The following is a 16,423-nucleotide window of genomic DNA, read 5'->3' on the forward strand; positions in this document are numbered from 1 at the left end:
TACATAATGCGCGGATCCGACTTTGCTGAACTCAGGGCCTTTGTTGCCATCGTGGAGCGTCAGAGTTTTGCGCGAGCCGCAGAGCATCTTGGCCTGTCGCCTTCGGCGCTGAGCCAGACGATCCGCCAGCTCGAAGGTCGCATCGGCGCCCGCCTTCTGAATCGCACCACGCGCAGCGTCGCACCCTCGGCAACGGGCGAACTGCTCTACAGGCGCATCGCCCCGCTGTTCCGGGAGATGGCTGCTGCAGTGGCGGATGCCGGTGAGGCGACGGGGCGGATGAGCGGTACGCTGCGCATCAACACGCTGGGCATCGCGGCAAGGACGGTCATCGCCCCACGGCTTGCGCGCTTCCATCGCGCGCATCCTGATGTCGTGCTCGACATCGTGGTCGACGATGCGCTGGCCGATATCGTCCGGGGCCGCTTTGATGCAGGCATCCGCGTCGGCGGCCAGCTCGAAAAGGACATGGTTGCCGTCCGCCTCACTCCCGACATGAAGATGATGGCGGTGGCATCCCCCGACTACCTCTCACGTCGAGGCACCCCCACCTCGCCGGCCGAGCTGCACGAACACGCGTGCATCAACTGGCGACTCGAGATGGATGGCAGGCACTATCGCTGGGAGTTCGAGAAGCAGGGGCATCGGCTCGATGTAGCCGTCGATGGCCCTGTCATCACCAATCACGCTGACGTCGGCATTGCTGCTGCGCTGGGTGGGCTCGGCATTGCCTATCACTTCGAGCAGGACGGCGTAGGCGAACTGCTGGCCCAGGGGCGGCTGGTCCGGGTCCTGTCGGACTGGTCGATCTCGCGCCCCGGGCTGTTCCTCTACTACCCGAGCCGGCAGCATCGACCCGCCCTGCTGGGCGCCTTCATCGACTGTCTTCTGGATCAAGGGCCATTCGATGAAGGGAAGCAGACGGAGGTGTTCCTGAAAGCATAAGTTGACCGCCCTAGGGAAGCAAAAGGTGTCCGCCGGTGGGTACGCGCTACCTCGAAGAATAATGAATCGACCGGATACGAAGCCGGCCCTTTCAGCTCAAGGCAGAGGAAAGAATGAATGCCACTCCGGCACTGGCTAACATACAGGCGCAGAGACAGAGGACACCAAAGCTCCAGGCTTGGAGCTGCAACTATTGAGCGCGCTCCAGCACCCAGTCGACAAAGCCTCCACTGATGACCATATCAACAATCTTCCTCAGCCCGAGCACGTCGACATTCTCCTGATCGGACCTTATCTCTTCGCCGGTGTGATACACGAAGAACATTCTGTCGTACTGCCCCATTTTCTCGTTATCTTTCAAGTAGCGATTGAAAACCCCAACGCTAGTGGCGCACTTGATTTGTACCCAGGCGGTTTCGCCGGTGACAGGCATTTGGAGATCAAGATCCTTGGTCTTCTCAGTACTCCCGACTCGCCCCAAACGCCTCCACCCCGCCGCAAGAAACATCATGTCCACCAGCGTTTCGAAGTCCTTGGGATCGAGTCGCTGGACGACCTTCCCAAGTGAATCCCGCAGATCTTCCTGTGCCGTCCGAACTCGTTGGATCTGCGGATCTATCGCTCCATTTATCCTCTGGATGAGGCGAGCCGCATCATTGTCGCTCAGATCGAACGAAGTACCTCGGAATGACGCGGCGGCGGTGATCGATCCTGGCAGGCTTCTCTTCGATAACTGAACACCCAGCTGGTCGCGGTCACTCCATCCCCCGGCGATCTTGCGAGAGGTACTCGTCGACTTAGGATTGGAGGGCATGTAAATCTCGGGCACACCTTCCGCGACGAAGCCCCAATAGAGGCGGTCATGAGCAAAAGTTACCCATAAGATCTCGCCTTGGTCCTCGAAATATGTACGAGTCTCATTGGTAAACCGCGTAGCAACGCCTTTTGCTTTCGAAAGTGCCCAGTCCTTCGCCAGATCCGACCATCGCGCCTCGCGACACATCCTGTACGTTTCGGGACTTCCGGTATCGAAGTCGATGAGCAACAGTCCCTTCTCTATCGCCTCATCTTCCCAGCAACCTTTGGGTCCGAGCTTCACGTAGCGGACGCGGGTACCTAGAGCGATAGGCAGGATGACGCTCGATTTCATGGCCGAACCTCCCAAGGGGTTGCGCATTCTGCCGCCCCCGCCTTCTGTTGGCTATGGGCCCGACAGGCACCAGGCCCTCCAACAGTCCAGCCAGTGGCGCGTATATGCCCGCGGGACTCGAGCATCTAGATCCCCCCAGCCCCGTGAAACCGTGGTCCCGATCAACCCGCCCTCAACTAGTGCCGCGTGATGTACGACAGGAGCGGAGTCGGCTCCCAAGGGACGCTGACCACCTCTTGATTCGAAGAACTAGTAGACGCAGCGTGTAGCGTGACTCCTTATACAGAGCCCGCCCAAGCCTCCCATCTGAGAGTCCATGGCAATACAGCAGCCGCGCTCACGTCCGGATCGCCGATGGGAGCGCCACTCTGGGTATCGCGCTTTAACTGTGGGTAGCCCTAGTGGACGCACGCAATGATTCGGACTTTATGCATGGTCCGCTTCCTCCCTATTGATGCGCTTACTGCCTCGCGCCGAGCGACCGCACAAGCCGAGACAGATACATGTAAAGTAGGCCGTAGTAGAGCCAACAGGGGGGCTAAGGAATGCTCGTATCTCGCTATTTCAAGTTGGGGCGAAATCAGGCAACACTCGATTTTCTCGATGTCCACATCGATAAAGACATTCCCGTCTTCGTGGACCCAGCTGCCCTGCGTTCATTGCAAACAGAGTGGGGACACCACTGTATTTCTCTTCTTCAGAGCTACTTTGAGTCCGTCCTCACGGCAATCCGCAAGGAAAATCACGATCGAGCTAAGCAACTTCTTGCTTGCCTCAACGAGAGGAACGAGTTCCACATAGGATACTCAAAGGACAGGTCCCGTGGCAGCGCTCTAGGCGCGGTATCCGCGGAGAAGATCTGGGAGTCTTTAGTGAAGAGCAAGGCAGCAGTGACTGGCGTGCTCCACGACCTTGAAGACACGATCCTGTTTGTGGACGGCATAGGTCCCGATATGCTCTCAGATGCCGTTTGCAACATCATTCGTGGCCCGCTGATCCAGTACACGCAGCAAGCTTGCAATTACTACGGCATTCCGCTCACGCCGGGGGTCGATTCAGGACCGGTATGGAACACACGCGACGAAAAATGGGAAAGTGACCTGATTGAGCTGCCAATGACAAAACACGGATCACTCATCCTGATCCCGAAGATCATCGCGCGCGTAAAACAGACCTATGGCCACCAAGAGTACTACCGCCACTTCTTGATGCCTGTTCTTCAGCAGCACCACAAAGATATCAATTCGTCATTTGTGCACGTTCTGAAAGGCAAAAATAACAAGGGCACTAAGAAGGTTTACAAGACCGATCTTTATGACCTATACGGCGCCGACAAACTGGCCTCTGCCCAACTGACCGGCGAGCACCCTCAAGCTTTGACGAAGTACAGGGAGACAAAGAGCGCAGCGCCATCGCGGCCTCTTGATCATAGCGCGCTTGCGGCGATTGAGAATGCGCCTACGCCAAACTTCGACGCACTACTGGAAGATGTCACATCACTTGCCCCCGGCCACAAAGAAGCCTCGGCCTATGAGAATGCGATCGAGAAGCTCCTCTCTGCACTGCTCTACCCCGCGCTGGCGTTCCCGGTGAAGCAGGACAAAATTCATGAGGGCAGAAAGCGCATCGACATTACCTACGTAAACGATGCTAAAGATGGGTTCTTCAGTTGGGTTGCTAGAAATCATCCCGCCTCCCATGTCTTCGTCGAATGTAAGAACTATGGCAAAGAGATTGGGAACCCAGAGGTCGACCAACTGGCCGGCCGATTCTCGCCTTCCAGGGGAAAGCTCGGCATCCTTGTAGTCCGGTCTGTCGAAGACAAAGCCCTGCTGCTGAAGCGATGCAAGGACACAGCCAACGACCAGCGCGGCTTCATTCTCGTACTGGACGACATCGATCTAACCAAGTTGATTAAGCAACGGCAGGCACTCATGTACGGATATGGTGAGACGTTGTTGTATCAACAATTCAAGGCACTCATCTCATAGCCTCCCACCACGGCACACACCACTGCGAGCAGCCCACAACGCGCTGGTCGTACAGATACCGCACGATGCACAGATACAGCTTGCCCTGCTGGGGCTTGATCTCGGTGATATCGGTCAAGCTATCCGGGCGACCAGTGGCGAGGACTTCTGGCGCATCGAGACAGTGGCGTGACATGGATGCCCGATAGTGGGACGAAAGCTGCGAACCCATTTTGGCGTCGCGGCGTTTGGTCGATCACTAGATTCTCTAGCAGTCTCCTCCGTGCCCGGTGCAATCGATCACCATCAGCGGCTTCAAGCCAGAGATCTACGGCACGAACTGGCTGGCGAACAAAGCGACACACACCATTTCAGGATCGGCAGACTTCATCACGCCCCCTTGGGCTGGAACGTGGCGGTTAGTTTTCGCACCTCCGACGCATCGGTGCGAAATGCCGCCGGGACGCGCACCCACTATTTTCCTCGCATAATATCGACCTGCTCTTGAATGTACTGATCAAGGCGGGCTTCTTGGTCGGACAATGCATCCCGCAGTGCCTGCGTCTGCCGAATGAAGTTACAGTACTTATCTAGCGCAGCATGCTCGTCCTTTTCTTCCGAGAGCGAGCGAAGACGCCTCTTCCACCCTGGGATTGGATCTACCGTGGATGGCCCCCTGAAGTTACCTTCAAGCCACGTCGCCAATGCTGGCCCCTGAACCAGTCTCCCGGTGTAACCATTTTTCCTTGCGTACTCCACTCCCTCTTCGGAGAAGGCAAGCGGCCATACCTGCGCATCAATGACAACCTGACGACGCGAGTATTCCCCCCTGCGGGGAGAGTTGGTTGCAACAAATTTGATCTGTTCGTCCGCTTCGTCGATGGTCCGGGACATATCCCGCACTAAGTCCGCGATCATATTGCACTTCATATTTACCGCCACAACCCGAATTCGCTTCCAAGCTGCCTCAAAGAGCTCGGCGGCGTCGAATAGCATCCGAAGACCATCGGTGTGCCCAAGGTACTTTGCGGCCCGGTGGGATATGGTTTGTTGGGAACCGTAACTCCAGCTGGATGGCTTGTATGCCACCAGAAGATCACAGCAGGTTACCAAGTAGAAGTTGGCGAGCGAGTGCAATATTCCTTCGTGCCGCAGCCCAGCATGGTAAGAGCTATTCCGGAAGGAGTGAAGCCAGTTTATTGAACGACTCCACGGTGCAGTGATGAGTCCTGTTTGTAGCGCGAGGGTCACCTTCGCATCAAAGTCTTGACCCAAAGCTGCCTCAAGAACTCGATCATTGACTCTGCTCTCAGTGTCATCGAACCACCGGCTTCCAAAGAGCTTCTTATGCTTGGCATACTGATGGAGAGCCAGCTCCACAACGTTGTCCACAAGCATGATGGCGAAGCGGTCGAAGTTCCTGTCCTTCAATGCAAGCTGATCAAGAGCAAGATCCAGCTGGTCAATGTGATCACAGAGTTCGCGAATCATCCCCAATGTCCCCTATCGCGTCGCGCAGTCACTAACGTAGCCGACGCTTTATGATTTCGATGATGGATCCCATCTTCCGCGCACCTGCCCCCAAGGTAGGAAGGAAAGCTGCCTCCAACAGTGAGCCCCCATCCCATAGGTGTTATACCAAAGGCAATTCCCCGACTTTAGCGGTCGCCAAAATTGGATCCATGCTGCCAGTGCAAGGTTCCGTGCTAAGCCCTTCGCGCCAGGCAGATGTAGGAGGGGTGATCCGCCCCTGTTCTCACAGGACAGTTGGAGGGGCGCATCCGCAATGTATGCAAGTCAGCCCCACTACGGCCGACCTTTCGTCGACACGATGTTGTCTACCAGATGATTCGGCTGCCAAGGGATGGGCCTGCCCCGAACTAATGGGATAGCCACCTCATGGTTGTTTCACCATCATAAGTTGGCCAAAGCGGACACCTTATGCTAGGAGGAACAGGAGGTGCGGTTGCGCTGAGAATGTGGTGGGCCCACCAGGATTCGAACCTGGAACCAAAGGATTATGAGTCCTCTGCTCTAACCGTTGAGCTATAGGCCCGCGCAACGGGAAAGTGTAGTTGAGTCTGGCCTTCTCTCGCCACCGACCGGCCGCAGAAGTGTGCCTCAGCCGAAACGATTGCCCATGGCCCGGACCCGAGCCGCATTCTGTCCGGCCACTTCCAGCAGCACCTTGGAGCGCAGCAGGCCAGACGCTGCAACCCGCTCCCAGAAATCTACCGCGAGCGGAGCCGCCCATTGCAGGTGATCCAACTGGCCTGCGCGCCGTGGTGCGACCGGGGGAAGCGGCGTTGTCGCCCGCAGAACGCCCGTTCGCGAGGGGGCCAGGGACATCGGCAGCATGTCGTAGGCAGGGGCAAGCGGCAACGCCCCCCGATCCAGCAGATGGAAGCCGACGTTGCCCTGATGCATATCGGTATTGCCAATCAATTGCCCAAAGGCGTGCAGCCGCGACAGGGCGGTTGCGGTCTCCTGATGGATCCACCGCTGCGCCAGCAACTGCTCACCCGCCTGCCCCCAATCCATGGTTACGTCACCCACATACGCCGAGGACAGGGCCAACAGCGACACGAATCCACGCCGTCCCAGTGTGCCCGGCGAGCGGTCAAACCGCTTCACCTCCAGGAAGGTGTGGCTGTCGGTCTGTATGAGCGACGATTCTGCTGCAGATACACCCGCCTCGCGCAGAACCTCAAGCGCCAGATGCTCGCAGACCAACAGGTCTGCCCACCGCTCGGCAGCCTCCCCCGCGCCCGGCAGGGCGAACTTCACCAGCGCGGCATAGCGGCCGCCATCGTGCTCGACCGTCGCGGTGAACTTGGGCTGTTCGCCGCCGGGCGAGGAGCCGACATCTTCGCCTTCCAGCGCAGCAGTTGCCCATTCGGGATAGCGCTGCTGCCGATCCTCGCTGCGCACGCGGTCCGGCGGTGTGTCCATCGTCGCAAGAGCAGACGAAACCGCGTCCCCGCCCAGCAGCAGATTGCCGACATCGGTACCACCTGCGCGCACCAGCGCCTGAAGGGTGTCGCCAAGCTGCCAGCGGTTGATGTCCTCAGGGAGGCCAAGCTCACGTCCGCGTCGGTGGGCGAACGTTCTTCCCAGGAATCCCTGTGGCCTCAGGTCATCCAGATACCAGGGCAGGCCCGGGAAGTGACCCATGATGTCGCCCTCGGGCGGGCGGACAAGATTCGGACGATCCCCTTGCGTCTGAACGTAGAAGGTGTCGCCGCGCAGTGCCACGACCTGCCCCAGCTCTTCCAGACGACCATCTTCGCGCATGCGGAAGAGAGGCCATTCGCTGCCGGCGGGGGTGTCCTGGCGCTGGGCGTAGGCAGTGGCCCGGGTGCGGCCCAGCCGCACCACCGCGCCTCCCGCGTCGGCGACCAGCCGCCCCAGGGTCGGGCGAGTGATCCCAAGGCCCGCCAGAAGATCGGCCGCCGGCACCACCTGCCCGGGGGGCAGGCGCTCCAGCAGGTCGTTGACCAGGTGAGTGCGGGGACGGGCCATGCACCAATATCGTTACGAGTTAATTTACGTATTCTTGCCACATGGTGAGGCGATGCGCAAGGCTCCGGTCAACGCAATCCATTGATTACCATAGGGCCACGCCGTTTCACCACCTGAATTAAATTACGAATTAATTTACGAAAAAAGAAAACCCCGCCGAAGCGGGGTTTTCCAGTTCACGACACAACCGCTGGAATCAATCGATATCCAGGAAGCTGCGCAGCTGTTCCGAGCGGCTCGGGTGACGCAGCTTGCGCAGCGCCTTTGCTTCGATCTGGCGGATGCGCTCGCGGGTCACGTCGAACTGCTTGCCGACCTCTTCGAGCGTGTGGTCGGTGTTCATGTCGATGCCGAAGCGCATGCGCAGCACCTTGGCTTCCCTCGGGGTGAGGCCGGCCAGCACGTCACGCACGGTTTCAGACAGATTGATGTTGGTGGTGTTCTCGATCGGGGACTCCACATTGGTGTCCTCGATGAAGTCGCCCAGATGGGAATCCTCGTCGTCGCCGATCGGGGTTTCCATCGAGATCGGCTCCTTGGCGATCTTCATCACCTTGCGGATCTTGTCTTCCGGCATGTCCATTTCCTTGGCCAGCTCCTCCGGCGTGGCCTCGCGGCCGTACTGCTGGAGCATCTGGCGGGAAATGCGGTTCAACTTGTTGATCGTCTCGATCATGTGCACCGGAATACGGATGGTGCGCGCCTGGTCGGCGATCGAGCGGGTGATGGCCTGGCGGATCCACCAGGTCGCATACGTGGAGAACTTGTAGCCGCGGCGGTACTCGAACTTGTCCACGGCCTTCATCAGGCCGATGTTGCCTTCCTGGATCAGGTCGAGGAACTGCAGGCCACGGTTGGTGTACTTCTTGGCGATCGAGATCACCAGGCGCAGGTTGGCCTCGACCATCTCCTTCTTGGCCTTGCGCGCCTTGGCTTCACCGTAGGCCATGGCACGGCTGATTTCCTTCAGCTCTTCCAGGTCCAGCTGGGTCAGCTTTTCGATGTCGATCGTGGCCTGCTGTTCGGCAATGATCTGGTCCTTCACCTCACGCAGCGCCGACGACCACTTCTGCTTGCGCTTCAGTGCGTCTTCCACCCACTCCAGGTTGGTCTGGTTGCCTTCCCAGGAGCGGATGAAATCCTTGCGCGGCATGCGCGCGGTGACGGTGGCCAGGTTCAGCACGCGGCGCTCATGGCTCTTGATCTCGGCCATGGTGTCGCGCAGCTGCTTGGTCAGCACGTCGGTCAGCGGCAGCGGCAGCTTCAGGGTGACGAACACGGCCGACATCTCTTCGCGCAGGCGCGGCAGGTTCTTCTTGTCGCCCTTGCCGGCGGCCTTCTTGAAGGCATTGAAGGCATCGCTCAGCGCCTGCATGCGCGCGGCGACTTCCTCCGGGTCCGGACCGGTCGGTGCGGCTTCCTCATCGGCGCCGTCGACATCATCGTCCTCGTCCTCGTCGGCTTCGGCGTCGGCATCGTCGCTGTCATCGGCGGCGGCCGCCGGCGGAGCCGGCTCTTCGTCGGTCAGGTCGTTGAAGCCGACGATCACTTCGGCCAGGCGCTTCTTGCCTTCCTTGTGGGCTTCGTAATCGGACAGCAGCGATTCGACCGACACCGGGAACTGGCCCAGTGCGGCCTGCACCTGGCCCAGGCCTTCTTCGATGCGCTTGGCGATGGCGATTTCGCCTTCGCGGGTCAGCAGCTCGACGGTACCCATTTCGCGCATGTACATGCGCACCGGGTCGGTGGTACGGCCACCTTCGGTGTCGAGCGCGCTCAGCGCGGCAGCGGCTTCTTCGGCCGCGGTGTCGTCGACTTCGCGGTTGCCGGTGTTGCCGTCGTTGAGGAGGAGAGTCTCCACATCCGGCGCAACTTCATGGACATCAATGCCCATGCCGTTGATCATGCCGATGATGTCTTCGATCTGTTCCGGATCGACCATGTCGTCCGGCAGATGGTCATTGACTTCGGCGTAGGTCAGGTAGCCCTGTTCCAGGCCCTTGCTGATCAGTTGCTTGATTTCGGATTGGGCAGGACGTTCGTTGGCCATGTAGTGCTCGCGCCACCGGCTGGGTAGGAAATAGGGAACGTAGCATTATACCAGCCCGGGGCCCCGCCTGCCGGGCGGTGGTCCCGGCGGCTTCAGGGCCTGAGAAGGAAGGTCACGGGACCATCATTGACCAGGCTGACGATCATATGGGCACCAAAGCGGCCCGTTTCCACCCCTGGCGCGTGATTTTCACGGCAGATGTCGACAAATCGATTGAACCCGCGTTCAGCCTCGGCCGGCGGCGCCGCAGTGGTGAAGCTGGGGCGCATGCCCGACCGGGTGTCGGCCGCCAGGGTGAACTGGCTGACCAGCAGCAGGCCGCCGCCGGTATCGCGCAGCGAGCGGTTCATCTTCCCGGCTTCATCGGCAAACACCCGGTAGCCCAGCAGGCGCTCGGCCATGCGCTGCAGCTGCGGCTCGGTGTCGCCCGGCTCCATCCCCACCAAGGCCAGCAGGCCAGGGCCGATCTGGCCGACGGCCTCGCCATCGACGTGGACGGCGGCCTGGCTGACGCGTTGGATCAGGACGAGCATCTGTGGGTTTCCGGTCAGGGGGCCGGCCACGATAGCAGCGCCCTTGGCTAAACTTGCGTGGATGAACCCGCAACGCAAAGCCCGGCTGGCCTATCGCGCCACCACCCTGTTCACGCGCCTGCCCTGGCCGCTGCTGCGCGGCGTCGCGCAGGCCCTGGCCTGGGCCTGGATCCGTCTCAACGCCCGTGAGAGTCGCGTCACCCGCCGCAACCTGGAGCTGGCCTACCCGGATCTGGACCCCGTCGCGCGCGAGCGCCTGCATCGTGATCTGCTGCGCTCCACCGCCCTGCAGGCCATCGAGACCCTGCGCCTGTGGAGCCGCCCGCCGGCCGAGAACCTGCGCCTGCACCTGAAGCAGCGTCACGGTGAAGCGCTGTATGCCGCGGCGCTGGCCAGCGGCAGGGGCGTGATCGTGGCCGCGCCGCACTTCGGCAACTGGGAGCTGCTGAACCAGTGGCTGGCCTCGCGCGGACAGATCGCCATCGTCTACAAGCCGCCGGAGGATGAAGCCAGCGACGCGTTCCTGCAGCTGGTGCGGGGTGGCCAGAACGTGCAGCAGGTGCGCGCCGAGGGCCCGGCGGTGCGCCAGTTGTTCAAGGTACTCAAGGATGGTGGCGCCACCGGCATCCTGCCGGACCAGCAGCCGAAGGCCGGTGACGGCGTGTTCGTTCCGTTCTTCGGTGTGCCGGCGCTGACCATGACCCTGGTCAACCGCCTGGCCGAACGCACCGGCGCCATCGTCCTGTATGGCTGGTGCGAGCGCATTGGGCCGGACATGGAATTCGCCCTGCACGTCGAGCCGGCCGACCCCGCAGTGGCCGACCCGGACCCGCAGACTGCGGCCACCGCCCTCAACGCCGGGATCGAACGCATCGCCCGCCGCGATCCGGCGCAGTACCAGTGGACCTACAAGCGCTATACGCTGCGGCCACCGGGCAGCGGCGAGGATGATCCCTACGCGACCGAGGAACACCCGCACTGAGTCCCACCGTGCCGCCCTGCGACCGGCGGCCGCAGCACGTTGAATACGACGCCGGCGCCCCCATAGAGACTGCGATGTCCGCCTCCCCCGGTCCTGCCATGCCTGCTGCCTCCTCCCTGTTCGGCGACCCGGCCGCGATCCGCTGCGAGCGCGCGGTCGCGGAACTGCGCGCCGGTCGCCCGGTCCTGCTTCACGACGGCCAGGGCCAACGCCTGGCCGTGATCGCGCTGGACAGCGCCACCGCCAGCAGCTTTGCCGCCTTTGCCAGCGCAGCGCGCGAGCGTCATTACCTGTTCCTGACGGCGACCCGCGCCCGCGTGCTGGGGGTGGAGGCACCTGACGGTGTGCGCCTGCCGCTGGCCGGTATCGCCTTCGACGCCCTGCCGACGCTGGGCTACCTGCGCGAGCCCGGGCCGATGCCGGCTCACTGGACCGCAGGCGATGCCTTCGATGCCGGCGCGGTTGAACTGGCCCGCCTGGGCCTGCTGCTGCCGGCCATGGTCGCGGTGCGCTTGGATGTGGATGATGCGACCTTCGACGGCGCCGCCGACGTCGCCCTGTGCGACCTGGCCGAAGGTGCGGCGCACGCCGCCCACGACTATGAGCTGGTCGCCCGTTCGCCGGTACCGCTGCGCGATGTCGGCATGACCACCTTCGCGGTGTTCCGCGGCGGCGTTGCACAACGCGACCAGGTGGCGATCATCGTCGGCGACCCGGACCTGTCTGCCGTGGTGCCGGTACGCGTGCACTCCTCGTGCCTGACCGGCGACCTGTTCGGTTCGCTCAAGTGCGACTGCGGGGACCAGCTGCGACGCGGTCTGCGCAAACTGAAGGAACTGGGCGGCGGCGTGCTGCTGTATCTGGACCAGGAAGGCCGGGGAACGGGCATCGCTGCAAAGATGCGCGCCTATGGCTACCAGCACGACGGGCTGGACACGATCGACGCCGATGCACAACTGGGCTTCGGCGCCGATGAGCGACGCTATGGCAGCGCCGTGGCGATGCTGCGCGGCCTGGGCATCAGCCGCGTGGCCCTGCTCAGCAACAATCCGACCAAGGCACAGCGCCTGCGCAATGCCGGCATCGAAGTGCTGGACTGCATCCCGGTCACTGGCGAGATCACGGCCGAGAACGAACACTACCTGCGCACCAAGGCCGACCGTGCCGGCCATCTGCTCGATGTCGATGCACTGATCCAGGCGGCGCAGTAGCGCGCCCGACCTGCTACCGTCTGCGCGGTGCGGCTGCGGCCGCCCCGCCTGCCCTGCCGCCCGACGGAGCCCGTGTGACCGACCAGCCTCTTCCTGCTGTGCCCATCAACGACTGGCAGCCGCTGCCGGCCCGCGCCGCACGCCTGGCTGCGCTGGAAGGCGCATTCGGTGGACTGTTCGTGCCAGGCGCACCGCTGGCGGCCGCGTGGTGGTTCTTCGATCTGCCTGCCGGGCTGTGGGGTGCAGCGTCGGGCCTGCTGGTCGGCGCCCTGTTCGGCGCGTGGCTGGGCCATCGCCGCCTGACCCGCACACGCTGGCGCCTGGACGCACAGGGCCTGGGCCTGCGCAGGGACCTGATGTGGCAGACCGAAACGCAGGTACCGGTCTCGCGCGTGCAGCACCTGGATCTGCGCCGTGGTCCGCTGGAGCGGCGTGCCGGCCTGGCGACGCTGATCGTGCACACCGCAGGCACCCGCCTCAGTGCCGTGACTGTCAGCGGCCTGGATGATGCCGACGCCGAACGCCTGCGCGACACCCTGGCCCACCAGCTCGATCAGGACGCCGACGCCCTGTGAGCCAGCCACCGCCCCTGCCGCCCCCGCTGCCACGCGGCGGCGACGAACAGCGCCTGCACCCCTGGTCATGGCTGTTCGTGCTGCTGATGCAGCTGCGGCACTACTTCCTGCCGCTGGTCGCGCTGCTGGTGTTCGGCCAGCGCGGCGACCGCGACCCGCTGTGGGCGCAGCTGATGCCGCTGCTGGCCATCGCCGCGCTGGTGGTGGTCTCGGTGCTGCAGTACCTGAGCTACCGCTACCGCATCGGCAGTGATGCGATCACCGTGCGCAGCGGGCTGCTTGCGCGCAACCGCCGGGAAATTCCCTTCGCCCGCATCCACAACGTGGAAGTGCGGCAGAACCCGTTGCACCGGCTGTTCGGCGTGGCCGAGCTGCGCCTGGAGTCGGCCGGCGGCGTGCGCCCGGAGGCAGAGATGCGGGTGCTGCGGTTGGACCAGGCACTGGCACTGGAGCAGTTGGTGAAGCAGCGCGGAAAGGCGCCTGGCAACGCACCGGCTGCCACCGCCGACCCGACCGATGAAGTGCTGCTGCGCATGTCCACTGCCGAAGTGATCCGGCTTGGCCTGCTGTCCAACCGCGGCTGGGTGCTGTTCGCCGCCGCCATCGGTGCGCTGCTGCAGGTGATCCCGCGCCGTTCGCTGGACGGCGTGATCTCCAGCGGAGGACGCGAGGCGTTCGGCTACGCCAGCCAGCTGCACGAGGGCCTTGCCGGCCTGCTGATCCTGGCCGCGCTGGTGCTGGTCGCAGGCTGGCTGCTGATGCGCCTGCTGTCGGTGGTGCTGGCCCTGCTGCGCTATGCCGGCTTCACCCTGACCGAGCAGGAACACCGGCTGACGGTCGCGGCAGGCCTGCTCAGCCGCACGCGCAGCAGCGTGGCGCGCCGGCGCATCCAGGCCTGGACCCTGCGTGAAGGCACCCTGCAACGCTGGTTCGGGCGGCGCCAGCTGCAGATTGACAGCGCTGCCGGCGGCCCCACCCGCGAGGAAGATCGGGCGCTGCGCGAACTCGCGCCGCTGGCACCGGCCGCCGACTGCGATCATCTGGTGCAGCGCCTGCTGCCTCAGCTGCAGTGGCCGCCCGCGCACTGGCAGCCGGTGCCGCAGCGCGGCTGGTGGCGGTTATGCCTGGGCAGCGTACTGCTGGTGCCGTTGCTGGCCGCCGCGATGTACTGGCGCTGGGGAACACCCGGCCTGCTGGTGCTGGGCTGGCTGCCGGTCGCGCTGTGGGTCGCCCATCGGCAGATGGCGCGCATGGGCTGGCATCTGGATGATCGCTACGTCGCGGTGCGCGGCGGATGGTGGAGGCGCTGGTGGCGCTGGGCGGAACTGGACAAGCTGCAGGGCCTGCGCCTGCAGCGCTCACCGCTGGACAGGCTGCTGGGCACGGCCAGCCTGCAGCTGGACACCGCAGGCGCGCATGGTGATGTGGCCCTGGCGCTGCATTACCTGCCGCACGCACAGGCACGGGCACTGATGGCGCAGCTGGCCGCCGCGCTGCCGCGCCGCAAGCTGCGCTGGTGATCCGTTGCCGCCCTTCCACGCCTGGCGTGGATCTACTATAGAGCCGAGCCCATGCTCGGCTTGCCACAGCCGAGCGTGGGCTCGGCTCTACATCCCCCGATCACCGCTGTGATGGCCCCCAGTAGCCCAGATCCCTGCGGATCTGCAGGTCACGCATCCAGCTGCCGAAGGGTTTGCGGCGCAGCGGGCCCATCTCGCCGGATAGGAAATCCTCGGTTGCGGCAATCACCCGCTCACTGGAGCGGCCGTCACGGTACGGATGGATCGCGTCGGCATAGCGCACGATCTCCGCCTGCAGGGCGGCATCCGGGTGCAGCGCGCGCTGCAGCATGACGGGCAACTGCGCCGGCACGTCGAAATCGATCATGTGCGGTTTCGGGACGCGGTTGCGGAAGGTCACCACCGGCTTGTGCTGGACGATGAACTCCGAAACGATCGAAGACGTATCGGACACCAGCACATCAGCGGCGCGCTGTGCGGCCATGACCTGCTCCGGTTCGATGAAGCGGGCATTGGCGCCGGCCAGCGCACGGTAACGCTCGAACAGCTCCGGCGGGCACTTCGGGTGCAGGGTCAGCAGCCAGTAGCGTTCCCCGGCCGCGATGTCGGCGGCGATCTGCGCATGCAGGTGCGGGGCGGCGCTGAGCCGCTCGGTGAAGGTCGAGCCGAACAGGATCACCGGACGACCGCCCGCCGCTGCGCGCAGCGCGGCGCTTTCGCCACCATCGTCGCGGAACAGCGGGTCCAGCTTCGGCCAGCCGGTCTCGGCCACCGCGAAGTGACCCTGCAGGGCGGCGATGTCGCGGAACGGCGCGGTGGTGGCCGGGCCCTGGGTGCAGTACAGGTCGAACATCCCGCGTACCCGGAAATGGCCACGTGCGCTGTCGCGCTTCTCCACGTTGAAGCCATGGAACAGCTGCACCTTGGCACCGGACAGGAACGTCGGCACCCAGTTGGCCGCGCTGTACACCGCGCGCGGGCGCATCGCCAGGGCCTGCTTCAGGCCGATCACGGGCACGCCCGGCAACTGGCTGCCGGCGGCGCCACCTTCGAACCAGGCAGCCACCTCCTGCCCGGACGCGTGCAAGGCCTGCGCCAACGGGGCGAGAATAGGCAGCGCATAGCGCTCCGTCGCAAACAACAGGTACCCGGCCATCATGTCCTCCACGACCGCTCCCATCGAACGGCCTCGCATCTCGGCGTGCATTATCGCGTTCAACGAGGCCGGCCGCATCGGCGACTGCCTGGCCTCGCTGGCCTTCTGCGACGAGATCATCGTGGTGGACTCGTATTCCAGCGACGCCACCGTGGCCATCGCCGAGGCCGCCGGTGCCCGCGTGCTGCAGCGGCCGTTCGATGGCTTCCGCAGCCAGAAGGCGTTCTGCGTCGAGCAGGCAGCATATGACTGGGTGGTGTGCCTGGATGCCGACGAGCGCATCAGCCCGGAACTGCGCGCCTCCATCGAACAGGCCCGCGAGGGGGGATTCAGCGGCCACGCGGGCTACCGCTTCGCCCGCCTTTCAGAGTATTTCGGCCGCTTCCTGCGCCACGGCAACGCCTATCCGGACCGAGTGATGCGCCTGTTCGACCGCCGCCGCGGCGGCTGGCGCGGCACCCGTGAGATCCACGAGGCCGCCAGCGTCGATGGCAGCGTCGGCACCCTGCGCGGCGACCTCATCCACTACCCCTACCGCTCGCTGCAGCAGCAACTGGCCAAGACCGAGAAGTACGCGCGGATGATGGCCGAGCACGAGTTCGCACGCGGCAAGCGCGCCACCCTGGGCAAGCTGGTGCTGGCACCGGCCTGGCGCTTCTGGCGGGGATTCATTTTCCGCGGCGGTTTCCGCGATGGTTGGCACGGCCTGGTCTATGCCTACGTGCGTGCCAACTACGTGCGGCAGAAGACCATCATGCTGTGGATGCTCGGCAACGGTCAGGCGGTGGCCGACCCGCCGCAGCCCTGAT

Annotated in this window: 13 protein-coding genes and 1 tRNA gene; 7 read left to right on the plus strand and 7 right to left on the minus strand. The window is 63.5% G+C overall.

Annotated elements, in window-relative coordinates; all coding sequences use genetic code 11:
• Window positions 1-6 precede the first annotated feature (6 nt).
• The gene (locus AC5P5M_RS05605) at window positions 7-945 is read left to right on the plus strand and encodes a LysR family transcriptional regulator (protein WP_495205641.1); all 939 of its coding nucleotides are present in this window, start codon (window positions 7-9) and stop codon (window positions 943-945) included.
• A 190-nt stretch (window positions 946-1,135) separates the two neighbouring features.
• Here the strand turns inward: AC5P5M_RS05605 and AC5P5M_RS05610 are convergent, their stop codons facing one another.
• Complete coding sequence (locus AC5P5M_RS05610; RefSeq protein ID WP_197572334.1) at window positions 1,136-2,095, minus strand: hypothetical protein; 960 nt, start codon at window positions 2,093-2,095, stop codon at window positions 1,136-1,138.
• Window positions 2,096-2,640: 545 nt separating this feature from the next.
• Here AC5P5M_RS05610 and AC5P5M_RS05615 point away from each other — a divergent pair.
• Window positions 2,641-4,086, plus strand: coding sequence for a DUF8370 family protein (locus tag AC5P5M_RS05615; protein ID WP_460134016.1), 1,446 nt, complete (start codon window positions 2,641-2,643; stop codon window positions 4,084-4,086).
• A 453-nt stretch (window positions 4,087-4,539) separates the two neighbouring features.
• On the opposite strand, the gene AC5P5M_RS05620 is transcribed toward AC5P5M_RS05615, so the two are convergent.
• From AC5P5M_RS05620 to dtd, 5 genes are all read right to left on the minus strand, one after another.
• Window positions 4,540-5,556 carry a hypothetical protein gene (locus AC5P5M_RS05620; protein ID WP_401736514.1) on the minus strand — a complete coding sequence of 339 codons (1,017 nt, stop codon included), beginning with the start codon at window positions 5,554-5,556 and terminating at the stop codon, window positions 4,540-4,542.
• Between the two features lie 489 nt (window positions 5,557-6,045).
• Window positions 6,046-6,121: transfer RNA gene (locus AC5P5M_RS05625), tRNA-Ile, on the minus strand.
• Between the two features lie 65 nt (window positions 6,122-6,186).
• Window positions 6,187-7,587: a type II toxin-antitoxin system HipA family toxin YjjJ gene (gene yjjJ, locus AC5P5M_RS05630; RefSeq protein ID WP_081284367.1), complete on the minus strand. Its 1,401-nt coding sequence runs from the start codon at window positions 7,585-7,587 to the stop codon at window positions 6,187-6,189.
• Window positions 7,588-7,783: 196 nt separating this feature from the next.
• Window positions 7,784-9,637, minus strand: coding sequence for an RNA polymerase sigma factor RpoD (rpoD, locus tag AC5P5M_RS05635; protein ID WP_053517130.1), 1,854 nt, complete (start codon window positions 9,635-9,637; stop codon window positions 7,784-7,786).
• A 92-nt stretch (window positions 9,638-9,729) separates the two neighbouring features.
• Window positions 9,730-10,170, minus strand: a complete 441-nt coding sequence (dtd, locus tag AC5P5M_RS05640; protein ID WP_053517128.1) for a D-aminoacyl-tRNA deacylase — start codon at window positions 10,168-10,170, stop codon at window positions 9,730-9,732.
• A 61-nt stretch (window positions 10,171-10,231) separates the two neighbouring features.
• Here dtd and AC5P5M_RS05645 point away from each other — a divergent pair, with 61 nt between their 5' ends.
• From AC5P5M_RS05645 to AC5P5M_RS05660, 4 genes are all read left to right on the plus strand, one after another.
• Entirely contained in the window at window positions 10,232-11,152 is a 921-nt protein-coding gene (locus tag AC5P5M_RS05645; protein WP_495205642.1) for a lauroyl acyltransferase, read from the plus strand.
• Between the two features lie 74 nt (window positions 11,153-11,226).
• On the plus strand, window positions 11,227-12,363 hold the full coding sequence (gene ribA, locus AC5P5M_RS05650; protein ID WP_065174455.1) for a GTP cyclohydrolase II RibA: 1,137 nt from the start codon (window positions 11,227-11,229) through the stop codon (window positions 12,361-12,363).
• A gap of 74 nt (window positions 12,364-12,437) precedes the next feature.
• Window positions 12,438-12,938: a PH domain-containing protein gene (locus AC5P5M_RS05655; RefSeq protein WP_053517123.1), complete on the plus strand. Its 501-nt coding sequence runs from the start codon at window positions 12,438-12,440 to the stop codon at window positions 12,936-12,938.
• A complete protein-coding gene (locus AC5P5M_RS05660; RefSeq protein ID WP_164151322.1) occupies window positions 12,935-14,458 on the plus strand; it encodes a PH domain-containing protein in 1,524 nt (507 codons plus the stop codon). The genes AC5P5M_RS05655 and AC5P5M_RS05660 overlap by 4 nt, the downstream gene beginning before the upstream one ends.
• A gap of 100 nt (window positions 14,459-14,558) precedes the next feature.
• On the opposite strand, the gene AC5P5M_RS05665 is transcribed toward AC5P5M_RS05660, so the two are convergent.
• The gene (locus AC5P5M_RS05665) at window positions 14,559-15,617 is read right to left on the minus strand and encodes a CDP-glycerol glycerophosphotransferase family protein (RefSeq protein ID WP_164151324.1); all 1,059 of its coding nucleotides are present in this window, start codon (window positions 15,615-15,617) and stop codon (window positions 14,559-14,561) included.
• Between AC5P5M_RS05665 and AC5P5M_RS05670 the strand changes: the two genes are divergently transcribed.
• Entirely contained in the window at window positions 15,616-16,422 is an 807-nt protein-coding gene (locus AC5P5M_RS05670) for a glycosyltransferase family 2 protein (RefSeq protein WP_164151326.1), read from the plus strand. The two genes, AC5P5M_RS05665 and AC5P5M_RS05670, sit on opposite strands and share 2 nt — an antisense overlap.
• Window position 16,423: the final 1 nt, after the last annotated feature.

The sequence above is a fragment of the Stenotrophomonas sp. YJH_SMC_106-19 genome, from assembly GCF_059368375.1.